General features: G+C 64.1%; 20 protein-coding genes. 1 reads left to right on the plus strand and 19 read right to left on the minus strand.

What is annotated here, in order from left to right:
* Nucleotides 1-11: 11 nt before the first annotated feature.
* Nucleotides 12-674 carry an NAD-dependent epimerase/dehydratase family protein gene (locus FHS49_RS10290; RefSeq protein ID WP_343052957.1) on the minus strand — a complete coding sequence of 221 codons (663 nt, stop codon included), beginning with the start codon at nucleotides 672-674 and terminating at the stop codon, nucleotides 12-14.
* 145 nt (nucleotides 675-819) lie between these two features.
* Here FHS49_RS10290 and FHS49_RS10295 point away from each other — a divergent pair, with 145 nt between their 5' ends.
* The gene (locus FHS49_RS10295) at nucleotides 820-1,113 is read left to right on the plus strand and encodes a hypothetical protein (RefSeq protein WP_184018078.1); all 294 of its coding nucleotides are present in this window, start codon (nucleotides 820-822) and stop codon (nucleotides 1,111-1,113) included.
* Nucleotides 1,114-1,201: 88 nt separating this feature from the next.
* Here FHS49_RS10295 and FHS49_RS10300 read toward each other — a convergent pair whose 3' ends face one another.
* The 18 genes from FHS49_RS10300 to FHS49_RS10385 all read right to left on the minus strand — a co-directional run bounded on the left by FHS49_RS10300 (nucleotide 1,202) and on the right by FHS49_RS10385 (nucleotide 23,224).
* Entirely contained in the window at nucleotides 1,202-2,365 is a 1,164-nt protein-coding gene (locus FHS49_RS10300; protein WP_184018080.1) for a deoxyguanosinetriphosphate triphosphohydrolase, read from the minus strand.
* A complete protein-coding gene (locus FHS49_RS10305; RefSeq protein ID WP_184018081.1) occupies nucleotides 2,362-4,227 on the minus strand; it encodes a tetratricopeptide repeat protein in 1,866 nt (621 codons plus the stop codon). The genes FHS49_RS10300 and FHS49_RS10305 overlap by 4 nt, the downstream gene beginning before the upstream one ends.
* Before the next feature lie 315 nt (nucleotides 4,228-4,542).
* The gene (gene ftsZ / locus FHS49_RS10310; RefSeq protein WP_184018083.1) at nucleotides 4,543-5,949 is read right to left on the minus strand and encodes a cell division protein FtsZ; all 1,407 of its coding nucleotides are present in this window, start codon (nucleotides 5,947-5,949) and stop codon (nucleotides 4,543-4,545) included.
* A 186-nt stretch (nucleotides 5,950-6,135) separates the two neighbouring features.
* Nucleotides 6,136-7,398: a cell division protein FtsA gene (ftsA, locus tag FHS49_RS10315; protein ID WP_184018085.1), complete on the minus strand. Its 1,263-nt coding sequence runs from the start codon at nucleotides 7,396-7,398 to the stop codon at nucleotides 6,136-6,138.
* Complete coding sequence (locus FHS49_RS10320) at nucleotides 7,379-8,359, minus strand: cell division protein FtsQ/DivIB (protein WP_184018087.1); 981 nt, start codon at nucleotides 8,357-8,359, stop codon at nucleotides 7,379-7,381. Before FHS49_RS10320 ends, ftsA begins: the two co-directional genes overlap by 20 nt.
* Nucleotides 8,356-9,261: a D-alanine--D-alanine ligase gene (locus FHS49_RS10325; RefSeq protein WP_246350568.1), complete on the minus strand. Its 906-nt coding sequence runs from the start codon at nucleotides 9,259-9,261 to the stop codon at nucleotides 8,356-8,358. Before FHS49_RS10325 ends, FHS49_RS10320 begins: the two co-directional genes overlap by 4 nt.
* Nucleotides 9,262-9,335: 74 nt before the next feature.
* Entirely contained in the window at nucleotides 9,336-10,280 is a 945-nt protein-coding gene (gene murB / locus FHS49_RS10330; protein ID WP_343052958.1) for a UDP-N-acetylmuramate dehydrogenase, read from the minus strand.
* Between the two features lie 154 nt (nucleotides 10,281-10,434).
* Nucleotides 10,435-11,841, minus strand: coding sequence for a UDP-N-acetylmuramate--L-alanine ligase (gene murC / locus FHS49_RS10335; RefSeq protein WP_184018094.1), 1,407 nt, complete (start codon nucleotides 11,839-11,841; stop codon nucleotides 10,435-10,437).
* Complete coding sequence (gene murG, locus FHS49_RS10340; RefSeq protein WP_184018096.1) at nucleotides 11,838-13,001, minus strand: undecaprenyldiphospho-muramoylpentapeptide beta-N-acetylglucosaminyltransferase; 1,164 nt, start codon at nucleotides 12,999-13,001, stop codon at nucleotides 11,838-11,840. The genes murC and murG overlap by 4 nt, the downstream gene beginning before the upstream one ends.
* The gene (locus FHS49_RS10345; RefSeq protein WP_184018098.1) at nucleotides 12,998-14,218 is read right to left on the minus strand and encodes an FtsW/RodA/SpoVE family cell cycle protein; all 1,221 of its coding nucleotides are present in this window, start codon (nucleotides 14,216-14,218) and stop codon (nucleotides 12,998-13,000) included. The genes murG and FHS49_RS10345 overlap by 4 nt, the downstream gene beginning before the upstream one ends.
* The gene (gene murD / locus FHS49_RS10350) at nucleotides 14,218-15,576 is read right to left on the minus strand and encodes a UDP-N-acetylmuramoyl-L-alanine--D-glutamate ligase (protein WP_184018101.1); all 1,359 of its coding nucleotides are present in this window, start codon (nucleotides 15,574-15,576) and stop codon (nucleotides 14,218-14,220) included. Before murD ends, FHS49_RS10345 begins: the two co-directional genes overlap by 1 nt.
* On the minus strand, nucleotides 15,573-16,643 hold the full coding sequence (mraY, locus tag FHS49_RS10355; RefSeq protein ID WP_184018103.1) for a phospho-N-acetylmuramoyl-pentapeptide-transferase: 1,071 nt from the start codon (nucleotides 16,641-16,643) through the stop codon (nucleotides 15,573-15,575). The genes murD and mraY overlap by 4 nt, the downstream gene beginning before the upstream one ends.
* Nucleotides 16,643-18,022, minus strand: a complete 1,380-nt coding sequence (locus FHS49_RS10360) for a UDP-N-acetylmuramoyl-tripeptide--D-alanyl-D-alanine ligase (RefSeq protein ID WP_184018105.1) — start codon at nucleotides 18,020-18,022, stop codon at nucleotides 16,643-16,645. Before FHS49_RS10360 ends, mraY begins: the two co-directional genes overlap by 1 nt.
* Nucleotides 18,023-18,152: 130 nt before the next feature.
* On the minus strand, nucleotides 18,153-19,568 hold the full coding sequence (locus FHS49_RS10365) for a UDP-N-acetylmuramoyl-L-alanyl-D-glutamate--2,6-diaminopimelate ligase (protein WP_184018613.1): 1,416 nt from the start codon (nucleotides 19,566-19,568) through the stop codon (nucleotides 18,153-18,155).
* Complete coding sequence (locus FHS49_RS10370) at nucleotides 19,568-21,262, minus strand: penicillin-binding transpeptidase domain-containing protein (RefSeq protein WP_184018107.1); 1,695 nt, start codon at nucleotides 21,260-21,262, stop codon at nucleotides 19,568-19,570. Before FHS49_RS10370 ends, FHS49_RS10365 begins: the two co-directional genes overlap by 1 nt.
* A complete protein-coding gene (locus FHS49_RS10375; protein WP_184018109.1) occupies nucleotides 21,259-21,843 on the minus strand; it encodes a hypothetical protein in 585 nt (194 codons plus the stop codon). The genes FHS49_RS10370 and FHS49_RS10375 overlap by 4 nt, the downstream gene beginning before the upstream one ends.
* Complete coding sequence (rsmH, locus tag FHS49_RS10380; RefSeq protein WP_184018111.1) at nucleotides 21,840-22,778, minus strand: 16S rRNA (cytosine(1402)-N(4))-methyltransferase RsmH; 939 nt, start codon at nucleotides 22,776-22,778, stop codon at nucleotides 21,840-21,842. The genes FHS49_RS10375 and rsmH overlap by 4 nt, the downstream gene beginning before the upstream one ends.
* A complete protein-coding gene (locus FHS49_RS10385; RefSeq protein WP_184018112.1) occupies nucleotides 22,775-23,224 on the minus strand; it encodes a hypothetical protein in 450 nt (149 codons plus the stop codon). The genes rsmH and FHS49_RS10385 overlap by 4 nt, the downstream gene beginning before the upstream one ends.
* Nucleotides 23,225-23,402 lie beyond the last annotated feature (178 nt).

Raw genomic sequence — 23,402 nt, forward strand, 5'->3', positions numbered from 1 at the left:
CTACGCGCGGGTCACGCCCCGGAAACATCCGCCAGGCGTCTGAGCGCCCGGTTTTCATGCACGAACACGCCGGGTGCAGTTTGCCCGGCCAGCTTCACCATGGCCGCGCCCACGATATCGGCATGGATGGCAGCATAGCGATCCAGCGAACCGCGCAGGACCAGATCGAGAACCGGGCTGAAGAGGGTCGCGATCCGCTCTCCCACTCGCGGCGGACCCGGGCGATCCCCCAGCAACAGGCCGGGGCGGACGATATCGAGCCGATCGAACGCCAATGCGCGCAATCCCGCTTCCACCCGCCCCTTGGTGCGCAGATAGAAATTGGATGCAGCCGGATCCGCACCGACCGACGACACCAATATCATCTGCCGCGCCCCTGCCGAGCGCGCCGCGCGGGCGAAGGCCATCACCATATCGAGATCGACCGATTCGAACGCGGCCTGCGATCCGGCCTGCTTGATCGTGGTGCCCAGCGCCGAAATCGCAACGTCCGGCTTTATGTCCTCCACCAGCGCGGGCCAGCTTTCGGGCGGCGCGATATGCTGCCTCAGACCGGATGTCTCAGGAATTACGCTGCGGCGCAACAAAGCATCTACCGCGATGCCGCATTGCAAAAATCCAGTAATTAACTGGTTACCAATGAGACCATTTCCGCCGATAATGCCAATGATCACTGCGTATCTCCTTTGTAGTTGCAATTATTGCAACCATCGATGCAATCCTTGCGATTGCGCAATATGCCGCACCGCAACATAAGAATGGCATATAACAAATTCATCCTGGGGAACCCTGATCGGCATTCACATAGGGAGATTATCCATGAGAATGCTGTCCATTGCCATCATCGCCGCTCTTGGCGTTTCCGCTCCTGCTTTCGCTGAGAAGGCTGCTGAAAAGTCGTTCGAGCATGAAGGCACCACCTACGTCTATCACACCGAAGCGAAAAGCGGCGGCAAGGTGATCAGCGGCCGGTCTTACCCCGGCGGCGAGAGCTTCCGTCTGATCGTTGCGAACGGCATGGTCCGCGGCACGTCCAGCGGTTCGGCCGTTGCGTTCAAGCTGAGCCAGGTCAAGTCGGTCGTCCGTGACGGCCAGGTTGCCGCAGCCGACTAAGCTGACGCACACCGGATTTCGAAAAGGCCGTCATGCGCAGGCATGGCGGCCTTTTTCGCGTCAGAGCCTATCCTGCCATTGCTTTGATTCAAAATCCCTCAGGCAGATCCACCTGTCCGCCCATTTCGCGAAAGCGCGCGATGGCGTAGCGATCCGTCATCCCCGCGATGAAATCGGCGATATGCCGGCTGCGATCCGGTTCACTCGCCGGCATGGACGCGCGCCAGCTTTCCGGCATCCCCCGATCATCGCCGTGATAAGCGTCAAACAGCCCCGCGACCACCGTGCGCGCGCCCGCCGCCGCATCGAGCTGGCTCTGGTGATGATAGAGATTGGCGTACATGAAAGCCTTCAGATCGCGCTCCGCATCGCGCATGGCCGGTGAAAAGCCGCACAAGGCCTGCCCCGCCGCCCGCACATCCTCCACGGAGCGCACGCCCGACGCCGCGATCCGCCGCCGCGTCTCCGCGATCAGATCGTTGACCATCACGCCGATTTGCGACCGGATCAATTCCGAACGCTGCCGCTGCAAGGTCACGCCGGCGCACCGCGCGGTCACCGCGCGCCAGCCATCGGCGACCAGCGGGACTTCGAGCAACTGTTCCATAGACAGCAGCCCGGCGCGCACACCATCGTCGATATCGTGATTGTCATAGGCGATATCGTCGGCCAGCGCCGCCACCTGCGCCTCCAGCGAGGGCCAGCTTTCCAGATCGAGCGGCCGCAGCGCATCGGCCGCCTGCATCGCCCAGCCGGGCTGATGGATCGGGCCATTGTGTTTGGCCAGTCCCTCCAGCATTTCCCACGTCAGGTTCAGCCCATCCCAATGCGGATAAGGCGTTTCCAGCAGCATCAGCGTGCGCAGTGTATGCGCATTGTGATCGAAGCCCCCCGCGCCCGCCATCGCGGCCTCCAGCGCATCCTCCCCGGCATGGCCAAAGGGCGGATGCCCGATATCGTGCGCCAGACACAGCGCTTCGGTCAGATCCTCGTTCAGGCCGAGCGCGCGCGCGATGGTGCGCCCGATCTGCGCCACCTCGAGACTATGGGTGAGCCGCACGCGAAAATGATCGCCATCGGGCGCGATGAACACTTGGGTCTTGTGGCGCAGACGGCGGAAGGAGATGGAATGGATGATCCGATCCCGATCGCGCTGGAACGCATCCCGCGGACCGCGCACGGCATCGCCTTCCTCATGCAGCCGCCCCCGGCTTTTGCCCGGATCACAGGCGTAAGCAGCCATCTCCCTCATTTGGCGGAAAGCTTCTCGATCTCCATCCCCGCGGGGCTTTCGAACGGAAATCCGGTGATACCGGCCTTCTTCAGGAAATCCTGCGCCTTCTTGCCGGAAGGAAACGGCCCCACCAGCAAGCGCCGCGTGCCCTTGAACGGCACGCTCCAGCCCTGCATCCCCTTGAACGCATCGGGGCTCTTCCTGGCGAACTTGCCATAATCGGTCGCCAGCGCCCGCGCGTTCGCGCCCGTCGCGATCTGCGCCCAGACGCGCGCGGGATGCAGTTTGAGCGGATCCGGCTTCTTGGGCTCGGATTTCTTGGCATCGGCTTTTTTCTTGGGATCGATCTTGCCGTTTGCCGCCGCTTTCTTGTCACCCGGCTTCACAGCCGCCGCCTTGGCGTCCGGCTTCGCCTTTTCGCTGGGCTTTACGCTATCGGGCTTCGGCTTGGCCGGCGGAATCGCCGCTGGCTTGGGCGCGGGCGGCTTCGCGATCTCCACGGCCCTGGCGGGTGCCGGCTCGGGCAAGGGCACAGCCGCCACAGGCTCCACCTTCAGCCCGGCGACGATCTGCGCCAACGTGACATCCTCAGCCTTGATCGCCGTCGATGGTGGCGTTTCAGCCGACTTCACGATCGCGGAGCCAGCGGGCAGATCGAAATCGCCCGGCTGCAGCGATGCAAAGCCCGGCTCCGCCGCAGGGGCGCGTCTCACGGCTTCGGTTCCGGGTGAAACCGGTTCAACGGGCCGGTTCACAGGGACACCCGCAACGCCGGCTCCCACCGCCTGATTTTTGGCGACCACCGCATCAAGCGCCGGATTGGACGGCTTCTCCATCTGCGCACGCGCCAGCGGCGGCACATCGGCCATGGCGATCCTCACGACGGGCGGCTGGCTGACAGTGGCCTTCTTGGGTATAATTTTGGCGACCGGTGGGGTGGCCACCGGCTTTGGCGCGACCTGTGCGATCTGCACTGGTTTGATCTGATCCACCGCCGGCTGCCCGGGTCTCCGACGCGGCTCCTTAGAAACCTTGGCCGCCACCTTGACCGGCTCCGGCGCTGTTTCTGCGCGCAGCGACGCCAGCGGATCACCTGCAGGCATCAGGACGCCGCTGTTACTGGCGATCCTGCCGCCATCGAGCGCATCATTGATCCGCCCGTCGGTGCGCCCATCATGCGGCATCGCCCCCAGATGCACCGCCGCCGCGCGCTGGGCCGGGGAAAGATTGTGAAGCCGGGCGAAAAAGGGCTTCATCGGTTGCGCCGCCGTGGGCATCACCACCGCGACAATATCATAGGCAGGGCCGACATCCCCGTTCATTGCCAGAACGAAGGCCCGCGCGCGCCAGGCCGCACGATCCTGCTTGAGCAGCAACGGATCGAGCATCTTGAGCGCCTGATCGCGATCCCCCGAAATCCCGAGCGAGAGCGCATAGCGGCGCACCGCCTCGTCATCATTGCCGCGCCGCACAGCCAGTGCATAATCACGCTGCGCCCGGCGCGGATCGCCGCGCAGATCATAGGCCAGCCCCCGATCGCTGGCGATCGTGGCTTCGGGCACGCCCAGCTTCACCGCGGCATCGAACTGCTTGAGCGCATCCCCTGCCTTTTCCTGCGCCAGCAGCACCGATCCGATCCCGGCCTTGGCCTCCCCGCTGCGGGGATCGACGGCCTCGGCGCGCTGGAAAAAGCCCATCGCCGCCTCCGCATCGCCCAGCGCCAGCGCGGCCCGGCCGGCCCCGACCAGCGCACGGACATCGCGCGGATCGCCCGCCAATATCATGAGATTTTCAGACAGCGACAGCCCGGCCTGACTGCCCTGGATTTGCGCAGAAGCAGGCGCACCCGCCGCCAGAATCGCCGCGGCGATCAGCGGCATATGGAAAAGAAATGATCTCGATTTCATAATGACCCAGCCCCAAGACAGGTCTGTCGATGAAGGCTTCATGAATTGCAAGCACAGTCCACGGTGAAGCGGTGCGGCGGGAGGCCGAATGAGCTGTTTTGGTGAAGGGGGACACTGAATAGCACCGGCTGGGGGTGCCCCCTTTTTCTGAGAAAGCAGGAGGCCCACCCCCAACCCCTCCCGGAAGGCCGGGAGGGGAGTCGCATCGCGCCCCGCTTCCCCCCAGAAACCAAAAAAGGCTCCGACTTGCGCCGGAGCCTCTTCTGATCGTCCCCGCGGGGACGACGATTATTGGTTGTTCTGCTGATTCAGGAAGCGCGGGATATCCAGCGGATCCGAACGGCCTTCGGCATCGTCTGCCTTATTGCCGCGCGCAATGTTGGACATGCGCTCAAACAATGTGCCGCCGCCGGTGGAGACGCGCGGGGCGCGCTCCTCGGGGGCCGCTTCAGCGGTATCGGCCGTGCCGGCCAACCACGTCGGCGTGACCGGTTCGGCCTTCACTTCTTCGCTCAGTTCAAGCGGCGCTTCTTCAGCCGAAGCCTCTTCCACGATGCGGCCGGTGTCGAGCAACAACTCGTCGCCTTCCGCGGCGATCTCTTCCGGCGCTTCCAGCACGGGCGCCGGGGTTTCATCGGCAGCCGCTTCGGTGACGGGCGTCACGGCGACAGGCGCAGGACGTGCCGTCGGGAAAGCGAAGACGCGGGCAGGTTCGGGTGCCGACGCGACATCGGCTTCAATGCCCGTAGCGACCACGGAAACCCGGATGCGGCCTTCCAGATCGTTGTTGAACGCCGAACCCCAGATGATGTTCGCGTCCGGGTCCACCAGTTCCTTGATGTGGTTCGCCGCTTCATCGACTTCCATCAGGCGCATGTCTTCGCCGCCGGTGATGGAGATGATGACGCCCTTGGCACCCTTCATCGAAACGCCATCGAGCAGCGGATTGGCGATCGCCTTTTCCGCGGCTTCGATCGCACGACGATCGCCTTCGGCTTCGCCGGTGCCCATCATCGCCTTGCCCATTTCACCCATGACGGAGCGAACGTCGGCAAAATCGAGATTGATCAGGCCGGGCATGACCATCAGATCAGTGATGCCACGCACGCCCTGCTGCAGCACTTCATCCGCCATCTGGAACGCTTCCTTGAAGGTCGTGTTCGCATTGGCGATCAGGAAGAGATTCTGGTTGGGGATGACGATCAGCGTATCGACATGCTTCTGCAGTTCCTCGATGCCCGCTTCCGCAGCCTTGGCGCGGCGCGAACCTTCGAAGCTGAACGGCTTGGTCACGACGCCAACGGTCAGGATACCCTTGTCGCGCGCGGCCTTGGCGATGACGGGAGCCGCACCGGTGCCGGTGCCGCCGCCCATGCCGGCCGCGATGAAGCACATGTGCGATCCTTCGAGCGCCTTTTCGATCTGCTCCAGCGTCTCGTCAGCCGCCGCACGGCCGATTTCGGGGCGCGATCCGGCACCAAGCCCCTGCGTGATGCGCAGGCCAAGCTGGATGCGGCGCTCCGCCGTGGATGCCTTCAATGCCTGCGCATCGGTGTTGGCGACGATGAAATCGACCCCCTGCACCTGGCTGGCGATCATGTTCGCAATCGCGTTGCCGCCTGCGCCGCCGACGCCGATGACGCTGATGCGAGGCCGAAGTTCGTCCACCTCAGGCGGCATGAATTCGATACTCATTGTGTTGTCTCCCCATGCTTCGACGCGGGCGAAGCGATAGCCCCTGATTTGTTGTGCACTATCCGATTCGCCGAATCACCAAAAAAGTTAACTTGGGCGTAAAAAATTGTAGCCTGCATGATCATTCACCCCACTCCCTAGTGGTTGTGGGGGCGAAACAAACCATGCTGGCGTGAATCCTGTTCATCAGAAGTTATCACCGATCACTCTGATAAGGCGCTGAATCAAGCCCCCGCCGTTCACGCGGTGCACCAACTGGTGCTGTGGCACGATGGAGCGAAGATCGGTGGGATTGCTGGCCGCATAATGGACCAGGCCGCCCAATGTGGCGAAGCCCGGGCCGCTATGCGCATCGGGCATTCCGATCAGGCCGCGCGGCTTGCCGATGCGGACGGCGCGCCCCAGGACGCCTTGCGCGTAATCCGCCATGCCCTTCAGTTCGGCCCCGCCGCCGGTGAGCACCACCTGACGCCCGACCGGGCCGGTGAAGCCCAGATCCTTCAGCGCCTTGGCGACTTCACCCATCAGATGCTCGAGCCGCTGACGGATGACGGCGATGAGCTGCGCCCGCGTGATGCGCGATGAGTCGCCGCTGTCGTCATCGGCAGAAATGGGCGCGACCTCGATCATGTCATGATTGTCCCGCGGGGTCGCGGTGGCCGAGCCGTAGAAGCATTTCATCCGCTCGGCATGATTGCGTCGCGTGCCGAAAGCCGATGCGATATCGTCCGTAATGTCCGCCGCGCCATAGGGGATGGACATCAGCCCGACGAGCAGGCCGCCGCAGAAGAGCGAGACATTGGTCACGCCCGCGCCCATTTCGACCAGCGCCACGCCCAGTTCGCGCTCTTCTTCGGATAGGCAGGCCATGCCCGTCGCCACGGGTGAGGCGACGATGGACTTCACCTTCAGATAAGCGCTGCGCACGCACAGATCAAGATTGCGCACCGGAGAACCGTCCGCAGAGACGACGTGGATGTCCACGCCCAGCCGGTCGGCATACAGCCCCAGCGGCTGTTTCACGCCACGCAGGCCATCCAGCGTATAGAGGGTGGGCTGCGCGTGCAGGATCATGCGGCCGTCGGGATCAATCGATTGCTGGCCGGACATCAGCAGCGTGTTGATATCCTCCTGCTCGATCCGGTGACCGCCCAGTTCGACTTCGACCGGCGCGATATCGCTCACCAGGCCGCCGGCCGAGAAACTGACCCACACATCCTCGATATTGGTGCCAGCGATCCGCTCCGCCTGCTCCACGGCTTCCCGCACGGCGCGCTCTGTGGACGCCATATCGGCTATATAGCCACGCTTCACGCCTTGGCTTTCGCGCTGGCCGGTCGCCAGCACGTTGAGTTCGCCGCTTTCCGTTTTCTCCGCAATCAGCGCGGAGACCTTCCATGAACCGATATCGAGGGCCGTGATCAGCCCTTCACCCTTCGCCTGTGCCATTTTCGCCCCCGCTGCTGTTCGCATCCGTATCTTTGATCTTGCCCGCCTGGCCATCCTGCTTTGGCGCATCGGACGGCGTGTCGATCTTGGTCGTCGCGCTGCGCGGTGGCACCTTGACGACGAATTTGCCGGGAATGCGCATATCGAAGCGCACGAAACCGCGGCCCAGCAGCCGTTCCGTGCCGTCGATCCGCGCGAATTTCACCAGTGCCACCCGCGCATCCTGCTCGCCTTCGGGCAACGCCAGCGTCTCGCCGGACTGGAAGCGCAAATCCCAGCGGCGATTGCCCACCCAGGTCGCACCCGCCACCATCGGCCCCAGCGCGGGCGCCGCGCTCAGCAGGGTCTTGAGCGGCGCGGTCTGCAGATTGGCCTGCGGGCCGATCACCAATGGCAGATTGGGCATGGCGTCGGGCGACACGGGCTCAAGCACCACGCCATTGCCGTCGATCAGCGACAATTGCTGTTGGCTCTGCCACACCGCCGCGGGCTTGCGCTCCACGATATCCACCAGCAGCGTATCGGGCAGACGCCGCGAAACGCGCGCTTCCGCGATCCAGGGCTGCGCCATCAAGCGCCCGCGCACATCGTCCAGATCGACCAGCGGCATCGCCATGCTCTGCTGATCGGTGGCGATCGCATAGACCGTCATCCGCTCCATGCGGTCGATGCCCGTCACTTCGATCCGCTTCACCTCGAAACCGGCGCGGCCCACCATTTCGGCGGCGGCCACGCCTGCCATCTGTGGCAAGCCCAGGAATGTGACGCCCACCGCGATCACGCCGATGCCCAGCGCCACCGCGCCATAGCCGACCGCTTTCTGCACCACTTCCAGCGGAAACGGCAGCAAGGCCGCGGCGCTGGCAAACATGGATTTGCGCTTCACCGGCGCCTTGCGCCTTCCGGTCACCTTGGGGCGTGCCTTGCCCGGCTGTCCCCGCCTGATCGTCGCGTTGTTCATAGGGCGTCCTTCACGATGCGATCGCACAATTCGGCATAGGAAATGCCGCAATATTTCGCCTGCTCGGGCACCAGGCTCAAGGGAGTCATACCCGGCTGGGTGTTCACCTCAAGCAGATAAAGCCCGCGCACGCCGCGCTCGTCATCCCAGCGAAAATCGGAACGGCTCGTACCCTTGCAGCCCAACAGCTTGTGCGCCTCAAGCGCCATGTCCATCGCGGCCGCGGCGATATCGTCGGGGATTTCGGCGGGGCAGATATGCTCGGTCAGGCCATCGGTATATTTGGAGTCATAATCGTAAAAGCCGCTCTTGGGCCTGAGTTCAGTCACCGCCAGCGCCCTGTCCCCATTTTGATCGCCGCCCATGATCGCCACGGTCAGTTCGCGTCCGCGAATGAACGGCTCGGCCAGCAAAGTCTCGAATTCCTGCCACGGACCTTTCACGTCGCGGCCGATCGGATTGCCGTAATTCCCGCTCTCGGTCACGATGGCGACGCCCACCGACGAACCCTCATTGATCGGTTTCAGCACATAGGGCCGCGGCAGCGGATCGGCGTCATACAGCGTCTCGCTCTTCACGATCGTGCCTTCGGGCATCCGGATGCCATGCGGCACCAGCGCCTGCTTGGTCAGTTCCTTGTCGATCGCGATCACCGAGGTGACGAGGCCCGAATGCGTATAGGGAATCTGCATCAGATCGAGCATCCCCTGCACCGTACCATCCTCGCCCGGCGTGCCGTGCAGCGCGTTAAACACCACATCGGGGCGCACGCCCGCCAGCACCTGCGCCACGTTGCGATCCATATCGATCCGCGTGACCTTATGGCCCAGACTCTCGAGCGCGTCCGCCACACCATTGCCGCTGGACAGCGAGACTTCGCGCTCGGCGGACCATCCGCCCATCAGGACTGCGATGTGAAGCTTAGCCCTCTCCCCTTCAGGGGAGAGGGTTGGGAGACGGGGGTTTCTAACGTCATTCATGAGGATGGCCCCCTCTCCCCGGCCCTCTCCCCTGAAGGGGAGAGGGAGTTAATTCCAATACGCTGGATTTCCCATTCAAGCGTCACGCCCGATTTCTCTTTCACCCGGCGTCGCACTTCCTCGCCCAAGGCCTCGATCTGCGCCGAAGTCGCGCTGCCGAGATTGAGCAGGAAATTGCAGTGCTTTTCCGATACCTGCGCGTCGCCGATCGTGAGGCCACGGCAGCCGGCTTCATCGACCAAAGCCCAGGCCTTGTGGTCTTGCGGATTCTTGAAGGTCGATCCGCCCGTCTTGCTGCGCAGCGGTTGCGATTCCTCGCGCGCAGCAGCGATGCGGTCCATCTCCGCCTGGATCGCGACGGGATCGGCGACATGGCCACGAAAGGTGGCGCTCACCACGATCGCACCTTCGGGCAAGGTGCTATGCCGGTAGCGATAGCCAAGCGCGTCAAGCGACAGCGTTTCCCGCGCACCCGAGCGCAGCACGACGTCGCAATCCACCAATATATCCTTGACCTCACGGCCATAAGCGCCGCCGTTCATCCGCACGAACCCGCCGACCGTGCCGGGGATCGACCGCAGAAACTCAAGCCCGCCAATGCCCGCATCGCGCGCCGTGGAGGAGACGAGAATGCCGCTCGCCCCGCCGCCGCAGGACAATGTGGTCGCATCCAGCGCCTCGACCTTGGCGAACGCCTTGCCCAGCCGCACCACGACACCGGGCACCCCGCCATCGCGCACGATCATGTTCGATCCGAGACCCAGACCCATCACCGGCACCGCCGGATCAAGATCGGCCAAGAAGGCGCTGAGATCATCGACATCCTTGGGCTCGAACAGCCATTCCGCAGTACCACCCGCCTTGAACCACACGAGCGGCGCCAAAGGTGCCTGCGCCGTCAACTTGCCGCGCACAGGGGGAAGGGCCAGCGCGAGGGTCACGCGAACCCCTTCCGCATCCCAAAATCCGTTTGTGTCGAGCCCCTCGACGCCGCCTGCGGCGTCGCTCGGGACAGGCTCCATCGAGACATCTCGCCGACGCACCAACGTCCCTCGACGTCGCTCGGGACAAATGGAGTGGGGGATGATGCAGGCATCACGCGCGCACCGCCTTGATGCCATCCGCCAGGCCAGCGGCCCATTTCGTGATATCGCCAGCGCCAAGGCACACGACCATATCGCCCGGCTGCCCTGCCACAGCCAGCGCCGCCGCCAGCGCATCGGCGTCGGCGATCTCGTTTGCGGCCCGATGCCCGCGCTGACGCAGACCAGCGACCAATGCCGCCGCGCTCACGCCCTCCACCGGCTGTTCGCCCGCGGCATAGACCGGTGTGACATAGACCATGTCCGCATCGTTGAACGCCTGCTGAAAATCATCCATCAGATCGCCGAGGCGCGAATAGCGATGCGGCTGGACCACCGCGATCACCCGACCAGCGACGCCTTCGCGCGCTGCAGACAGCGCCGCGCGGATTTCCACCGGATGATGACCATAATCGTCGATCACGGTGATCCCGTCGATTTCGCCCACATTGGTGAAGCGCCGCTTCACGCCGCCGAATTTCGAGAAGCCCTCGATGATCGTCTCGTCGGGGATGCCCATTTCGATCGCAACACAGATCGCCGCCAGCGCATTCTGCACATTGTGACGGCCCGGCATCGGCAGCATCACGCCATCGATGCGACGGATCACATCGTCAACGGACCGCACCACCACGTCGAAGCGATTGCCCGCCGGGATCGGCGTCACATTATCCGCGCGCACATCGGCTTGCGCGGAAAAGCCATAGGTGACGATCCGACGATCGCGGACGCGCGGCAGGATCGCCTGCACTTCGGGATGATCGAGGCAGAGGAACGCCGCCCCATAAAAGGGCACATTCTCGACGAACTCGACGAAGGCGGTCTTCACCGCATCGAAGCTGCCATAATGATCGAGATGCTCGGGATCGATATTGGTGACCACCGCCAGCGTGCCATCCAGCCGCAGGAAGCTGCCATCGCTCTCATCGGCCTCCACCACCATCCACTCGCCTTCGCCCAGACGCGCGTTGGAGCCATAATTGTTGATGATCCCGCCGTTGATCACGGTAGGATCGAAGCCGCCCGCATCCAGCATTGCCGCGATCATCGAGGTCGTCGTCGTCTTGCCATGCGTGCCCGCCACCGCGACGGTGGATTTCAGCCGCATCAGCTCCGCCAGCATCTCCGCGCGGCGGACCACGGGAATGCGCTTCTCCAGCGCCAGCTCGACTTCGGGATTGCCGCGCTTGATCGCGGTGGAGGTGACCACCACGCGCGCATCGCGCAGATTTTCGGCGGCATGGCCGATCATCACATCGATCCCGCGCTCGCGCAATTGCTGCACGGTCGCGCTCTCGGCGCTGTCGGACCCCTGAACCTTATACCCCAGATTGTTCATCACGCGTGCAATGCCGGACATGCCGATGCCGCCGATGCCGATGAAATGGATCGTCCCGATATCGGTGTGCACGCCCCTCATGCGAAAGCCTGCGCTGTGCCGATGGTGGGTGTAGGCCGCATCTTGATCGTTTCTCCGCCGATGGGCGCTGCGCCCATGCCTTCCAGTAAGTCCGCCAGATCGCGCGCGGCTTCGGGCCGCCCGCAATCGCGCGCGCGCTTCGCCGCATTGGCCAGCGCGCCCGGCTCCAGCGCCAGTTTTTGCATCTGCTTGCCCAGCTCGACCGGGGTGAACGCCTTTTGCGGGATCGAGCGCGCGCCGCCCGCCGCCACCATTTCGCGCACATTATAGCTCTGGTGATCATCGGTGGCGGAAGGCAGCGGCACGAGGATCGCAGGGCGCCCCGCCGCGGTCAGCTCCGCAATCGTCGATGCGCCCGCGCGCGCGATCACAAGGTGGGACCAGCCCAGCCGCTCTGGCAGATCAGGGAGATAGGTTGCCAGATCGGCGGGAATGCCCAGTTCGGCATAGGTCGCGCGCACCTTGTCGATATCCTCGACGCGGCATTGCTGCGTCACCTGCAGGCGGCGACGGAAATTGAGCGGCAGCATGGCCAGACCAGCCGGCACCACGTCGGACAGGATCGATGCGCCCTGGCTGCCCCCGGTCACGAGCAAACGGAAAACGCCATCGTCCTCCAGCGTGGGGAACGGCTGATCGCGGAGCGCCAGCACTTCATCACGCACCGGATTCCCGATCAGATGCACCTTGCCGATATGCTTTTCGGCGAGGCGCTTCACTTCGGGATAGGCCGTCGCGATCGCATCGACGCGGCCCGCGAGCAGCCGGTTGACGCGACCCAGCACGGCATTCTGCTCATGCACCGCTGTCGGAATACCTGCCTTCAACGCACCGAGCAGCGACGGCAAAGCGGGATAGCCGCCAAAGCCGATCACGGCGGTGGGCCGGAACGTCTCATACAGCCGCATCGCCATCGCGCGGCCCGCCAGGATAGACTTGCCCGCGCGCCACAGGCCGGCCGGCGATTTGGAGAGGCGCCCGGCGGGCAGCACATGCGTCTGCACGCCATCGAACAGGCCGGGAATGCGCGCGCCGCGTTCATCAGTCACCAGGGCGACATGATGGCCCCGCTCCATCAGCGCGCGCGCCAGCGCGTGCGCCGGGATCATGTGCCCCCCGGTGCCGCCCGCCGCCAGAACGAAATGCCGCACGAAATTCATATCCCACCACCTCTGCTCACATAGGGCGAGCGTGACAGATACGGGTTACGGCGGGTAAATGCGAGCAGGAGTCCGAAGCCGATCGACAAAGCGAGCATGGATGATCCACCATAGCTGATGAACGGCAGCGTCATCCCCTTGGACGGTGCAAGCTGGACATTCACCGCCATGTTGATCAGCGCCTGCAGCCCGAATTGCGTGGCCAGACCGGCAGAGGCCAGTAGCAGGAACATGTCTTCCTCCTCCAGCAGCTTCACGAACACGCGGACCACGATCGCGATATAGAGCGCTGCGATGGCGAAGCAGGCGATCAGGCCGAACTCCTCGCCGATTACGGAAAAGATATAATCGGTATGCGCTTCGGGCAGGCGGAACTTCATCTGCCCGCCGCCGGGGCCGGTGCCGAAAAGGCCGCCCGCGGTCAGCGTGGCGTGCGCCATATCCGTCTGATAGGTGTCGCCCTCGGCGAAGATGAAATCGTTGATGCGCTTGGTCGCGACATCATAGAACAGATAGGCGCAGACGATCCCGGCGACGCCGCCGCCGACCAGCCAGCCGATGATCCGCGAATTGACGCCGGACAGCAGCAGCAGCGTCATCCAGATCGCGGCAAAGATCACGGTCTGGCCGAAATCGGGCTGCTTCATGAGGAACAAGGCGATCAGCCCGGTGATCATGCCGGAAATCGGCACCAGCGGCAGCGTGCGATCCTGTGCCTTGAGCGATAGAAGCCAGGCCAGGCCCACCACGAACATGGGTTTGAGAAATTCCGAAGGCTGCAGCCGTGCCGCGCCCCAGCCCACCCAGCGCCGCGCGCCGTTCACTTCCTCGCCGAAAAAAGGCACCAGCACCAGCATGAAGGCGAACAGGATCGCGCCCGAAAGCGCGACGCGACGCGCCACATCCTTCGGCCAGGTGGAAATGAACAGCATCACGGGGACGCTGATCACCACCCAGGCAAGCTGCATATAGAAATAATGGAGCGGATTGACCTTCACGCCGCCACCCGAATAGCGCTCCGCCGCCGCAGGAGACGCGGCGGCCACCGCGATCAGGCCGATGGAGATCAGCAAGGTGACGAACAGCAGCAGGAAGCGGTCGATCTCCCAGAACCACAGGCTGAAGGACGAGCGATCGTCGCGGCCGAAGCGCGAGAGTACGCCGACCTTGGTCTTGCTGCGGGGAACGACGGGTCCGAAACCGGGGATCGATGCCATCAGCCCAGAGCCTCCACTGCCACGCGAAACGCATCGCCGCGCGCTTCGAAATCACGGAATTGATCGAATGAGGCACAGGCGGGGGAGAGCAACACGGTCTCCCCGCTCCGCGCTGCCTCCGCCGCAACGCCCACAGCCGTTTTCAGGTCACCGCAATTGCTGACCACCATATGCGGCGCGAGCAGATCGGCGAACATCTGGGCGGAATCGCCAATGGTATAGGCCGCGACCACATGATCGAAGTGCGGCGCACAGGCATCGAGGTCATTCGTCTTGGCCTGCCCGCCGAGGATCCAGTGGATTTTCGGATAGGCTGCGAGGGCGGGCGCGGTGGATGTCGGGTTGGTGGCCTTGCTGTCATTGACGAACAGAACGCCGCCGCGTTCGAGCACGATTTCCATGCGGTGCGGCAGGCCTGGGTAGGTTTTGAGCGCGGCGAAGATCATCGCATCGTCGATATCGAGTGCGCGGGTGACGGCAATGGCGACGGCGGCATTTTGCGCATTATGCGGGCCTTGCAGCGTCGGCCATGCGGATTGATCGGTGATCTCGTCGATCGTACTTAACACCAACTTTTCACCGCGGTTAAACCAAAGCGGCAGTGCAGACCTTGACCGCACTTCCGGATCATCAAATCCAAGAATTGCGAAATGATTAGATGATTGCATCTCGAAAAGCCGCATTTTCGACCCCGCATAGCCCGCAAAGCCGTCATAGCGATCCAGATGATCCGGCGTGATGTTCAGCAGCACGGCCACATCGCAATCGAGCGAAAAGGTCAGATCTATCTGGTAGCTCGACAGCTCAAGCACGTAAATTCCGCCCGCCGCCAGCGGATCCTGTCCCAAGATCGGCAGACCGATATTGCCGCCCAACGTGGTGGGGATGCCCGCCGCTTTCACGATATGATGGATCAGCGCGGTGGTGGTCGATTTGCCGTTTGTGCCAGTGATGCCAACCACCTTATGCGGCGGCAGGCTGGCGCGGGCTTGTGCGAACAGTTCGATATCACCGATCACAGGCACGCCCGCATCCGCGGCACGCTTGGCGATCGGATGGCGATTGAGCGGCACGCCGGGTGACACCACCACGCCGTCGAAGCCCGCCAGATCGATCTCAAGCGGATCCTGAAAATCCAAAACTCCGTTTGTGTCGAGCGAAGTCGAGACACGCTGGTACGCGTCCACGTCCCTCGATTGCGCTCGGGACAAACGGAGTTCTTCGATCGCATCGGGATTGCTATCCCATGCGGTCATCTGCGCGCCAGAGGCCGCAAGCGCGCGCACCGTGGCCAGCCCCGAGCGCGCAAGGCCCAGAACCGCATAGCGCTTGCCGCGAAAGGCGTCGGAGACGATCACCGGATTTTCAACGTGGCGAGACCGGCCAGCGCCAGCACGATCGAGACGATCCAGAAGCGGATCACCACAGTCGCCTCGGCCCAGCCAAGCTGTTCGAAATGATGATGGATCGGCGCCATGCGAAACACGCGCTTGCCGGTGCGCTTGTAGAAGAACACCTGGATGATGACCGACATCGCCTCGACCACGAACAGCCCGCCGACGATCCCCAGCACGATCTCATGATGCGCGGTGACAGCGATCGCGCCGAGCGCCCCGCCCAAAGCGAGACTGCCGGTGTCGCCCATGAACACCGCGGCCGGCGGCGCATTGAACCACAAGAACGCCAGACACGCCCCCATGATCGCGCCGCAGAAGATCGCGAGATCGCCCGCCCCCGGCACATGCGGGATGCCCAGATAGCCGGCGAATTTGGCATTGCCCGCCATGTAGACGATCACGAGGAACGCCAGGCTGGCGATGATCACCGGGAAGGTGGCCAAGCCGTCCAGCCCATCGGTGAGGTTGACCGCATTGCCGAACGACACGATCGTGAAGGCGGCGAACAATATGTAGAAATACCCCAGATCTAGCGGCGGATAATTGAGGAAGGGCACATAAAGCAAGGTGCCGGACTGACTGACGATCATCCAGCTTGCAAAGCCGGCGATCAGGAATTCGCCCGCAAGCCGCACCTTGCCCGAGACGCCCTTGTGGCTGGCCTTCTTCACCTTGTCATAATCGTCCAGAAACCCGATCGCGCCGAAACCGAGCGTCACGAACAGGCAGGCCCAGACATAGAGGTTGGACAGGTCCATCCAGATCAGCATCGAAAGCGAAACCGCCGTCAGGATCATCAACCCGCCCATGGTGGGCGTGCCGCGCTTGGCCAGATGCGTCTGCGGGCCATCTTCGCGGATCGGCTGCCCCTTGCCCTGCCGCAAGCGCAGCCAGCCGATGAAGCGCGGGCCGATGACGAGGCCGATGACCAAAGCGGTCGCGATCGACGCCCCGGTACGAAAGCTCAGATAGCGGATCAGGTTCAGGATGCCGGGAAAATCGAGCTGTTGTGCGAGCCAGTATAGCATCAGTCGGTTCCGTCCGGCGAAGTCAGAGCCGCAACGACGCGGGACAGCCCGATCGCGTTGGATCCCTTGATGAGAATGGCGTCCCCCGCACCGATCAAGCCGGGAAGGCGATCGATGGCGGTGGACGCATCGGGCACATGCGCGAAATCGACGCGGCCCTCAAGTGCAGAAGCGAGCGCGCCCATTTCCCGGCCGACCAGCAGCGCGAAATCGACCTTCGCCGCTTCGATCGGTTTGGCGATGGCGGCATGGAAGGCATCGGTATCGCCGCCCAATTCGCGCATCGCGCCCAGGATCACGATCCTGCGCCCGGCAGCTTCCTCGCCAAGCTGGCCGATCGTGGCCGTCATGGAGGCGGGATTGGCATTATAGCTTTCGTCTATCAACAGCGCCGTGCCTTCGCCCGCTGCAATCGTGTGCCGCGCGCCGCGCCCCGGCAGGCCGGCCATATCGCCAAGCGCCAGCCCGGCCTGCGCCAGATCGCCCCCCATCGCATCGACCGCGGCGATCACCGCCATCGCGTTGGACACCCAATGCGCGCCGGGCAAAGCGACCGTGAAGAACAGCTCTGCGTCGGGCAGCTTGGCATTGATCATCGTGCCGCCATGCGGCGCGCGCATCGCCTCCACCGCGCGAACATCGGCACCCTCGCCCAGCCCGAAGGTCACGATATTGGCGGCATAAGGCTTGGCGGCTGCAATCAGGCGGTCGCGATAGGGGCTGTCGAACGGGATGATCGCTGTGCCGCCCGGCTCCAGCCCGGCAAAAATCTCCCCCTTGGCGTCAGCAATGGCTTCGAGGCTGCTGAAATATTCCTGATGCGCGGGCGCGATGGCGGTGACGATGGCGACATGCGGACGCACGATCTGCGTGAGCCCCGCCAGTTCGCCCGCATGGTTCATCCCCATTTCGAACACGCCGAAGCGCGTGGCGGCCGGCATCCGGGACAGGCTCAGCGGCACGCCGACATGATTGTTATAACTCTTCACGGACCGGTGGGCACGGCCGGGCGCGAAGCGATCGAGCGCCGCGAACAGCGCTTCCTTCGTGCCGGTCTTGCCCACCGACCCCGTGACGCCGGCGATTTTCGCCGCCGTCCTGGCCCTTGCTGCGACCCCAAGGGCATCCAGCGCCGCGGTTGTATCCGCGACCAGGATATGTGGATGGTTCACGGGTTTGGCGGTGATCACACCCGCCGCGCCCAGACCAAATGCCTTTTCGATGAACAGATGACCGTCGGTTTCCTCGCCCTTCAGCGCGAGAAACAGATCGCCGGGGCCGATCTCCCGCGAATCGAAAGCGACCCCGTTCACTTCGAACGGGGCCGATGCCGTGCCGCCAGTCGCTTCCGCGAGCTGCTGGGAGGTCCAGAGGCTCATGATGCCGCCTCTGCCCATGCCCGTTCGGGCTGAGCCTGTCGAAGCCCCTTTTTTTTCTCCGGCACCGCTGCAGAAGAAGCAAAAGGCTTCGACAGGCTCAGCCTGAACGGAAATGTGGATGGCTGGAGTATCACGCCGCGCATTCCCGCGCGACGGACACGTCATCGAACGGCAGCACCCGATCCCCCACGATCTGTCCCTGCTCATGGCCCTTGCCCGCGATCAGCACGATATCGCCCGGCCCGGCTTCGGCGATGGCCGCTGCAATGGCGTCGCGCCGTCCGCCGATCTCGATCGCGCCGGCTGCACCCGCCATGATGTCCCGCCGGATCGCTGCGGGATCCTCGCTGCGCGGATTGTCGTCGGTGACGATCACATGATCGGCGAGCTTTACCGCCGCCGCGCCCATTTCCGGGCGCTTGCCCGTGTCGCGATCCCCGCCGGCACCGATCACCACGATCATCCGCCCCGCCGCATGGGGCTTGAGCGCCAGGATCGCCGCCTCGATCGCATCGGGCGTGTGCGCATAATCGACATAAACCGGCGCGCCCGTCCGCGTGATCACGGCGCGCTCAAGCCGCCCGCGCACCGGCTGCAACCGCGCCAGATGGCCGAGGACGGTCTTCAATTCGCCGCCCGTCGCCAGCACGAGGCCCGCCGCGATCAGCGCGTTTGCCGCCTGATAGGCACCGATGAGCGGCAGGTTCACATTGTGCGTCTCGCCACCCGCTTCGATCACCAGCGATTGCCCCAACTGGGTGGGGGCGCGCGAGACGAGCCGAAGCGCATCCCCGTGCACGCCCACACCCAGCACTCGGAGCCCCCGCTCACGAGCCAGATCCACAACCCGCGCGGACGCTTCGTCGTCCGCCCAGATCACGGCCGAACCCCTGGCATCCACCACTTCGGAAAAAAGCCGCAATTTGGCGGTGAAATAGGCCGCCATATCGCCATGATAATCGAGATGATCGCGGCTGAGATTGGTAAAGGCGGCCGCCTGGACCGGCAGACCCTCGGTGCGATATTGCGAGAGGCCGTGCGACGAGGCTTCGAAGGCCAGATGCGTCACGCCTTCGCGCTCGAGCCCGGCGACGTTGGAAAGGAACGTGACCACATCGGGCGTGGTCAGCCCGGTCTTGGTCTGATCCCCCCCGGTGGTGACGCCGAGCGTGCCGATCGACGCGGCATGATACCCCGCCATCCGCCAGAGCTGACGGGTCAGCTCCACGGTCGAGGTCTTGCCGTTGGTGCCCGTCACGGCGACCACGGTTTGCGGGAAAGGGGCAAAGAATTTCGCGGCGAGCCGCGCGAAATGCGCGCGCGGTTCATCAGTCGCGATATAGGCTGCACCCGCGATCTCAAGCCCCGGCCGCGCGACGATCGCAACGGCACCGGCGGCGATCGCGGCGGGAATGAAATCCTCGCCATTGTGCGCCGCGCCCTGAAATGCCCCGAAGATCGTGCCGGGCGCGACTTTGCGATGATCGATCGCGAAGCCCGTCACCGTCTGCGTTTCATCCCCACCCGTGAGCATTCCCAGCCGCATCATTCGTGCCCCTTCGGTTTCCAGATCAGAGGCAGCAGATCGCTCAAGTCGATTTCCTTATTGGCGTCGGGGATCACACCCAGCATCGGGCCGGTGCGGGCGATCACGCGGGAAACGACGGGTGCAGCGGTGTAGCCGGCGGTGGTCAGCCCGGAGGATTCGGCGCTGCCCTTGGGCGCATCGAGCATGGCGATGACCACATAGCGGGGCTTGTCCATGGGGAAGACGGCGGCAAAGGTGGAGACATTCACGCTTTTCGAATAGCCGCCCGCCTGCGGCTTTTCAGCCGTGCCCGTCTTGCCGCCAACGCGGTAACCGGGCGCTTCGGCGCGTTTGCCGGTGCCCTGCATCACCACAAGACGAAGCAACTGACGCATCCGCGCGCTGGTCGATTCGGTGAAGACCCTGCGGCCGACCGCTGCCTTGCCCGGTGCGACGCGATAAAGCGTTGCCGGCCGCAGCGTGCCGCCATTGACCAGCGCGGCATAGGCCGTCGCCAAATGCAGCGGCGTTACGGCGATACCATGACCGTAAGCGGTGGTCAGCGTGGTGGCCCGGCCCCAGTCGCGCGGCCAGAGCGTGCGGCCCTTTTCGCGCAATTCGATCACCGGCGGCTTATCGAAACCCAGATTGCGGAACACCGCTTCCATCCGCGCCTGACCCATTTCGTCGGCGATCCGCGCGGTGACGATGTTGGAGCTCTGGATCAGCGTTTCGGGCACATTGAGCCAGCGTCCGGCTGGATGATCGTCCTTGATGCGGAAGCGGCCGATGGCGACGGGCGCGGTGGCATCATAGCGCTTCGCCATGGAGGTCACCACACCGTCGTCGATGGCCGCCGCCATGGTGATCGGCTTGAACGTCGAGCCGAGTTCATAGACGCTCTGGGTCACATTATTGCGGCGCGCCTCCGGGGGCGATTGCCCCACCTTGTTGGGATTATAAACGGGCATCGACGCCATCGCGATCACTTCGCCAGTGGCCACGTCAAGCACCAGCCCGGTGGCCCCCACGGCCTGCTGGCTGGTCATCGCTGCGAAAAGCTCGCTCTCCATTGCCGCCTGCACCCGGCTGTCGATCGAAAGCGCCACGGGCGTGCCGCGCTGCGCCGGATCGGTCAGGCGATCATCCAGCACCCGCTCCATGCCGGTCACGCCATGCCCGTCGAAATCGGTATAACCCAGCACATGCGCCGCCAATGTGGTCTGCGGATAGAGCCTTTCGGGCTCGCGCGCGAAGGCCATGGCGGGTTCGCCCAGCGCGTTGATCTTGGCGACCAGTTCGGGCAGCGCGCGGCGACGCAGATAGGTGAAGCTCTTGCCCGAACGCAGGACGGCCAGATACCAGCCGGCGTCATGCTCGGGCAGCAGCGCGGCGAGTTGCGGTGCGAGATCCTCGGGCTTGCCCAGCAGACGATCGGGATGCACCCCGATCGACCAGGCGTCGATCGTGCGCGCCAGCGGCACGCCGTTGCGATCGACGATATCGCCGCGCAAGGGCACCAGCGTGCCCGCGACACGGCTGCGCGGCTCATCGCCGAACACCGCGAGATAAGACAGTCGCAGCCCGATCAACAGGCCCACGCCCAGAAACACCAGCATCATCACCATCAGCCGGTAATGCGCCGTCACCAGCCATTGATAGCGCTGGCCGGCATGGCGGACGCGGTGGGGACGGGCGACGAGCGTGGTCACCTCTTGCGTTCCTCCGCGCGCGCGGCGTGCGCGAGTTCGCCAAGCAGCCCATCGTCGAGCAGCTTCTTTTCCATCCGGGCGACGGATGGCGAAGGCTTGTGGGCGGCCAGAGCGGCGGCGGCCATGGTCTTCGGCTTGGCACGCGATTCATCGACCAGCGCGCGGCGCTCATTGCCGGACACGTCCACCGCATCGGATCGCACGACGGCGGGGGCGATCTGCGCGGGCAGCGCCGTATTGGCCATCGCCGTCACCATCTGCGCGGGCAGGAAGCGCGGACCATCGGTGATCCCCACGCGATCGATATGGCCGAGCGCGGCCTCCTGCACATATTGACTGGCGTCGGGCGCGCTCAGCGCCAGCACTTCGCCATTCCATTGCTCAAGCTGGCGCATACTGGCGCGCGTGCCGATCTCGGTCTGAAGCTGACGGATCTGCTTTTTCGCCGCCAGGATCTGCCGATCCACCTTTTCCAGCTCGGTCCGTTCGGACGCCACGCGCGACGAAATGAGGTAAAACCCCATCGCGGCGGTCATGCCGATCATGACGAGGCCCATCGGCTTGAAGCGGTTGGCGATCATCGCATTCCTCCTGCGGCATTGGCTGTGCGGGTTGCGACCCTGAGTGTGGCGGAGCGCGCCCGTGGATTGCGCTCCAATTCCTGCGCGCTCGGGCGCACTGGCTTGGCCACGCGCTCGAACGAGGGGGCAGGCCCGGTGCCGCTGACATCGGGCGAATGACGCGAACCCTGTGGCGCACCGCCGCTGCGATCCCGCAGGAAGCGCTTCACCATCCGGTCTTCCAGACTGTGGAACGTCACGATCGCCAGCCGTCCGCCGGGCTTCAGCACACGTTCGGCGGCCTCAAGCCCATCCTCAAGCTCACCCAATTCGCGATTGAGGTGGATGCGGATCGCCTGGAAGGTCCGCGTGGCGGGATCCTTCTTGTCATGCGCTTTATAGCCCAGCGCACGGCGGACGACATGGGCGAGTTCGGACGTGCGGGTTAGCGGGCGCGCAGCCACGATCGCGCGCGCCACCCGGCGTGAGCGCGGTTCGTCGCCGAAATGATAGAGCACGTCGGCGATCGCCTCTTCCTCGGCCATGTTCAGGAAATCGGCGGCGGTCTCCCCATCCTGCCCCATGCGCATATCCAGCGGGCCATCCTGCTGGAACGAAAAACCCCGGTCCGCACGATCGAGCTGCATCGAGGATACGCCGATATCCAGCGTCACCCCGTCCACGGCGTCCACGCCCTGTTCGGCGAGCAGCTTGTCCATGCGGGAAAACAAGCCGGGCAGCAGGATCAAACGGCCATCGCTGGAGGTCACCAAGCCACTGCCTTCGGCAATCGCATCGGGATCGCGGTCCAGGGCATAGACCATGGCCCCGCTGGCGAGCAGGGCACGGGTATAGCCGCCGGCACCGAACGTGCCATCGACATGGATTTCGCCGGGGGCAATGGCGAGGCCATGGATCACTTCGTCCCGCAGGACGGGAACATGAGGGATGCTCATAGCAGCCCCTTCTGTTCGAGCAGGGTTTCCAGAATAACCTTCGGCCCGCGCGGAACCAGGGCAGATTCCCGCGCGAGCCACGGGTTCCAGATGCGGATGACCGCGCCTGACCCGAAGAAGAAGGCCAGATCTTCGAACTGGCCCAGGCGGCGCATCACGGGGGACATGATGAAGCGGCCGCTTGCATCGAATGGCTGGGTTTCCAGCGTGCCGAAATTCTGGTCATCGAAATAATCGCGCGTCAGGCTCGGATCTTCGCGCTCGGCATAATCCCGGTCGGACTTGGCCTGAAGCTCGGGAATATAGGCCTTTTCGAAAGCCACCAGATATTGTTCGGAATTATGGAAATTGAGCGCGATACGAGGCTCGTTCGCGCCATTTTCGAGGATGAGGGATCGGAGCTCAGGCGGAATCGAGACGCGGCCCTTGGCGTCGATGACGCTCAATCCCGCTCCATGATAGCTCTGCCTCGCCACGCGCGTGAATGCCCTTGCCCTGGCCTGCACAGCTCTCCCGCCCGGAAAATCGCCTTTTGTGAGCGCCCGTGCTAATTATCCGAAGAGGGAAGTGTGCCCCGCCCTGTAAGAGATTTTGTTATCAGGGTCTGGCTCGGGAAAAAAGGGG

Origin of the sequence: Sphingobium boeckii (genome assembly GCF_014199215.1) — a bacterium.
GTDB lineage: Bacteria > Pseudomonadota > Alphaproteobacteria > Sphingomonadales > Sphingomonadaceae > Sphingobium_A > Sphingobium_A boeckii.

Coding starts and splice junctions, on each gene's coding strand:
- FHS49_RS10295 (WP_184018078.1), top strand. CDS start 820: ATGAGAATGCTGTCCATTGCCATCATCGCCGCTCTTGGCGTTTCCGCT.
- FHS49_RS10300 (WP_184018080.1), bottom strand. CDS start 2,365: ATGAGGGAGATGGCTGCTTACGCCTGTGATCCGGGCAAAAGCCGGGGG.
- FHS49_RS10305 (WP_184018081.1), bottom strand. CDS start 4,227: ATGCCGCTGATCGCCGCGGCGATTCTGGCGGCGGGTGCGCCTGCTTCT.
- ftsZ (WP_184018083.1), bottom strand. CDS start 5,949: ATGAGTATCGAATTCATGCCGCCTGAGGTGGACGAACTTCGGCCTCGC.
- ftsA (WP_184018085.1), bottom strand. CDS start 7,398: ATGGCACAGGCGAAGGGTGAAGGGCTGATCACGGCCCTCGATATCGGT.
- FHS49_RS10320 (WP_184018087.1), bottom strand. CDS start 8,359: ATGAACAACGCGACGATCAGGCGGGGACAGCCGGGCAAGGCACGCCCC.
- FHS49_RS10325 (WP_246350568.1), bottom strand. CDS start 9,261: ATGGGCGGATGGTCCGCCGAGCGCGAAGTCTCGCTGTCCAGCGGCAAT.
- murC (WP_184018094.1), bottom strand. CDS start 11,841: ATGAGGGGCGTGCACACCGATATCGGGACGATCCATTTCATCGGCATC.
- murG (WP_184018096.1), bottom strand. CDS start 13,001: ATGAATTTCGTGCGGCATTTCGTTCTGGCGGCGGGCGGCACCGGGGGG.
- FHS49_RS10345 (WP_184018098.1), bottom strand. CDS start 14,218: ATGGCATCGATCCCCGGTTTCGGACCCGTCGTTCCCCGCAGCAAGACC.
- mraY (WP_184018103.1), bottom strand. CDS start 16,643: ATGCTATACTGGCTCGCACAACAGCTCGATTTTCCCGGCATCCTGAAC.
- FHS49_RS10360 (WP_184018105.1), bottom strand. CDS start 18,022: ATGAGCCTCTGGACCTCCCAGCAGCTCGCGGAAGCGACTGGCGGCACG.
- FHS49_RS10365 (WP_184018613.1), bottom strand. CDS start 19,568: ATGCGGCTGGGAATGCTCACGGGTGGGGATGAAACGCAGACGGTGACG.
- FHS49_RS10375 (WP_184018109.1), bottom strand. CDS start 21,843: ATGATCGCCAACCGCTTCAAGCCGATGGGCCTCGTCATGATCGGCATG.
- rsmH (WP_184018111.1), bottom strand. CDS start 22,778: ATGAGCATCCCTCATGTTCCCGTCCTGCGGGACGAAGTGATCCATGGC.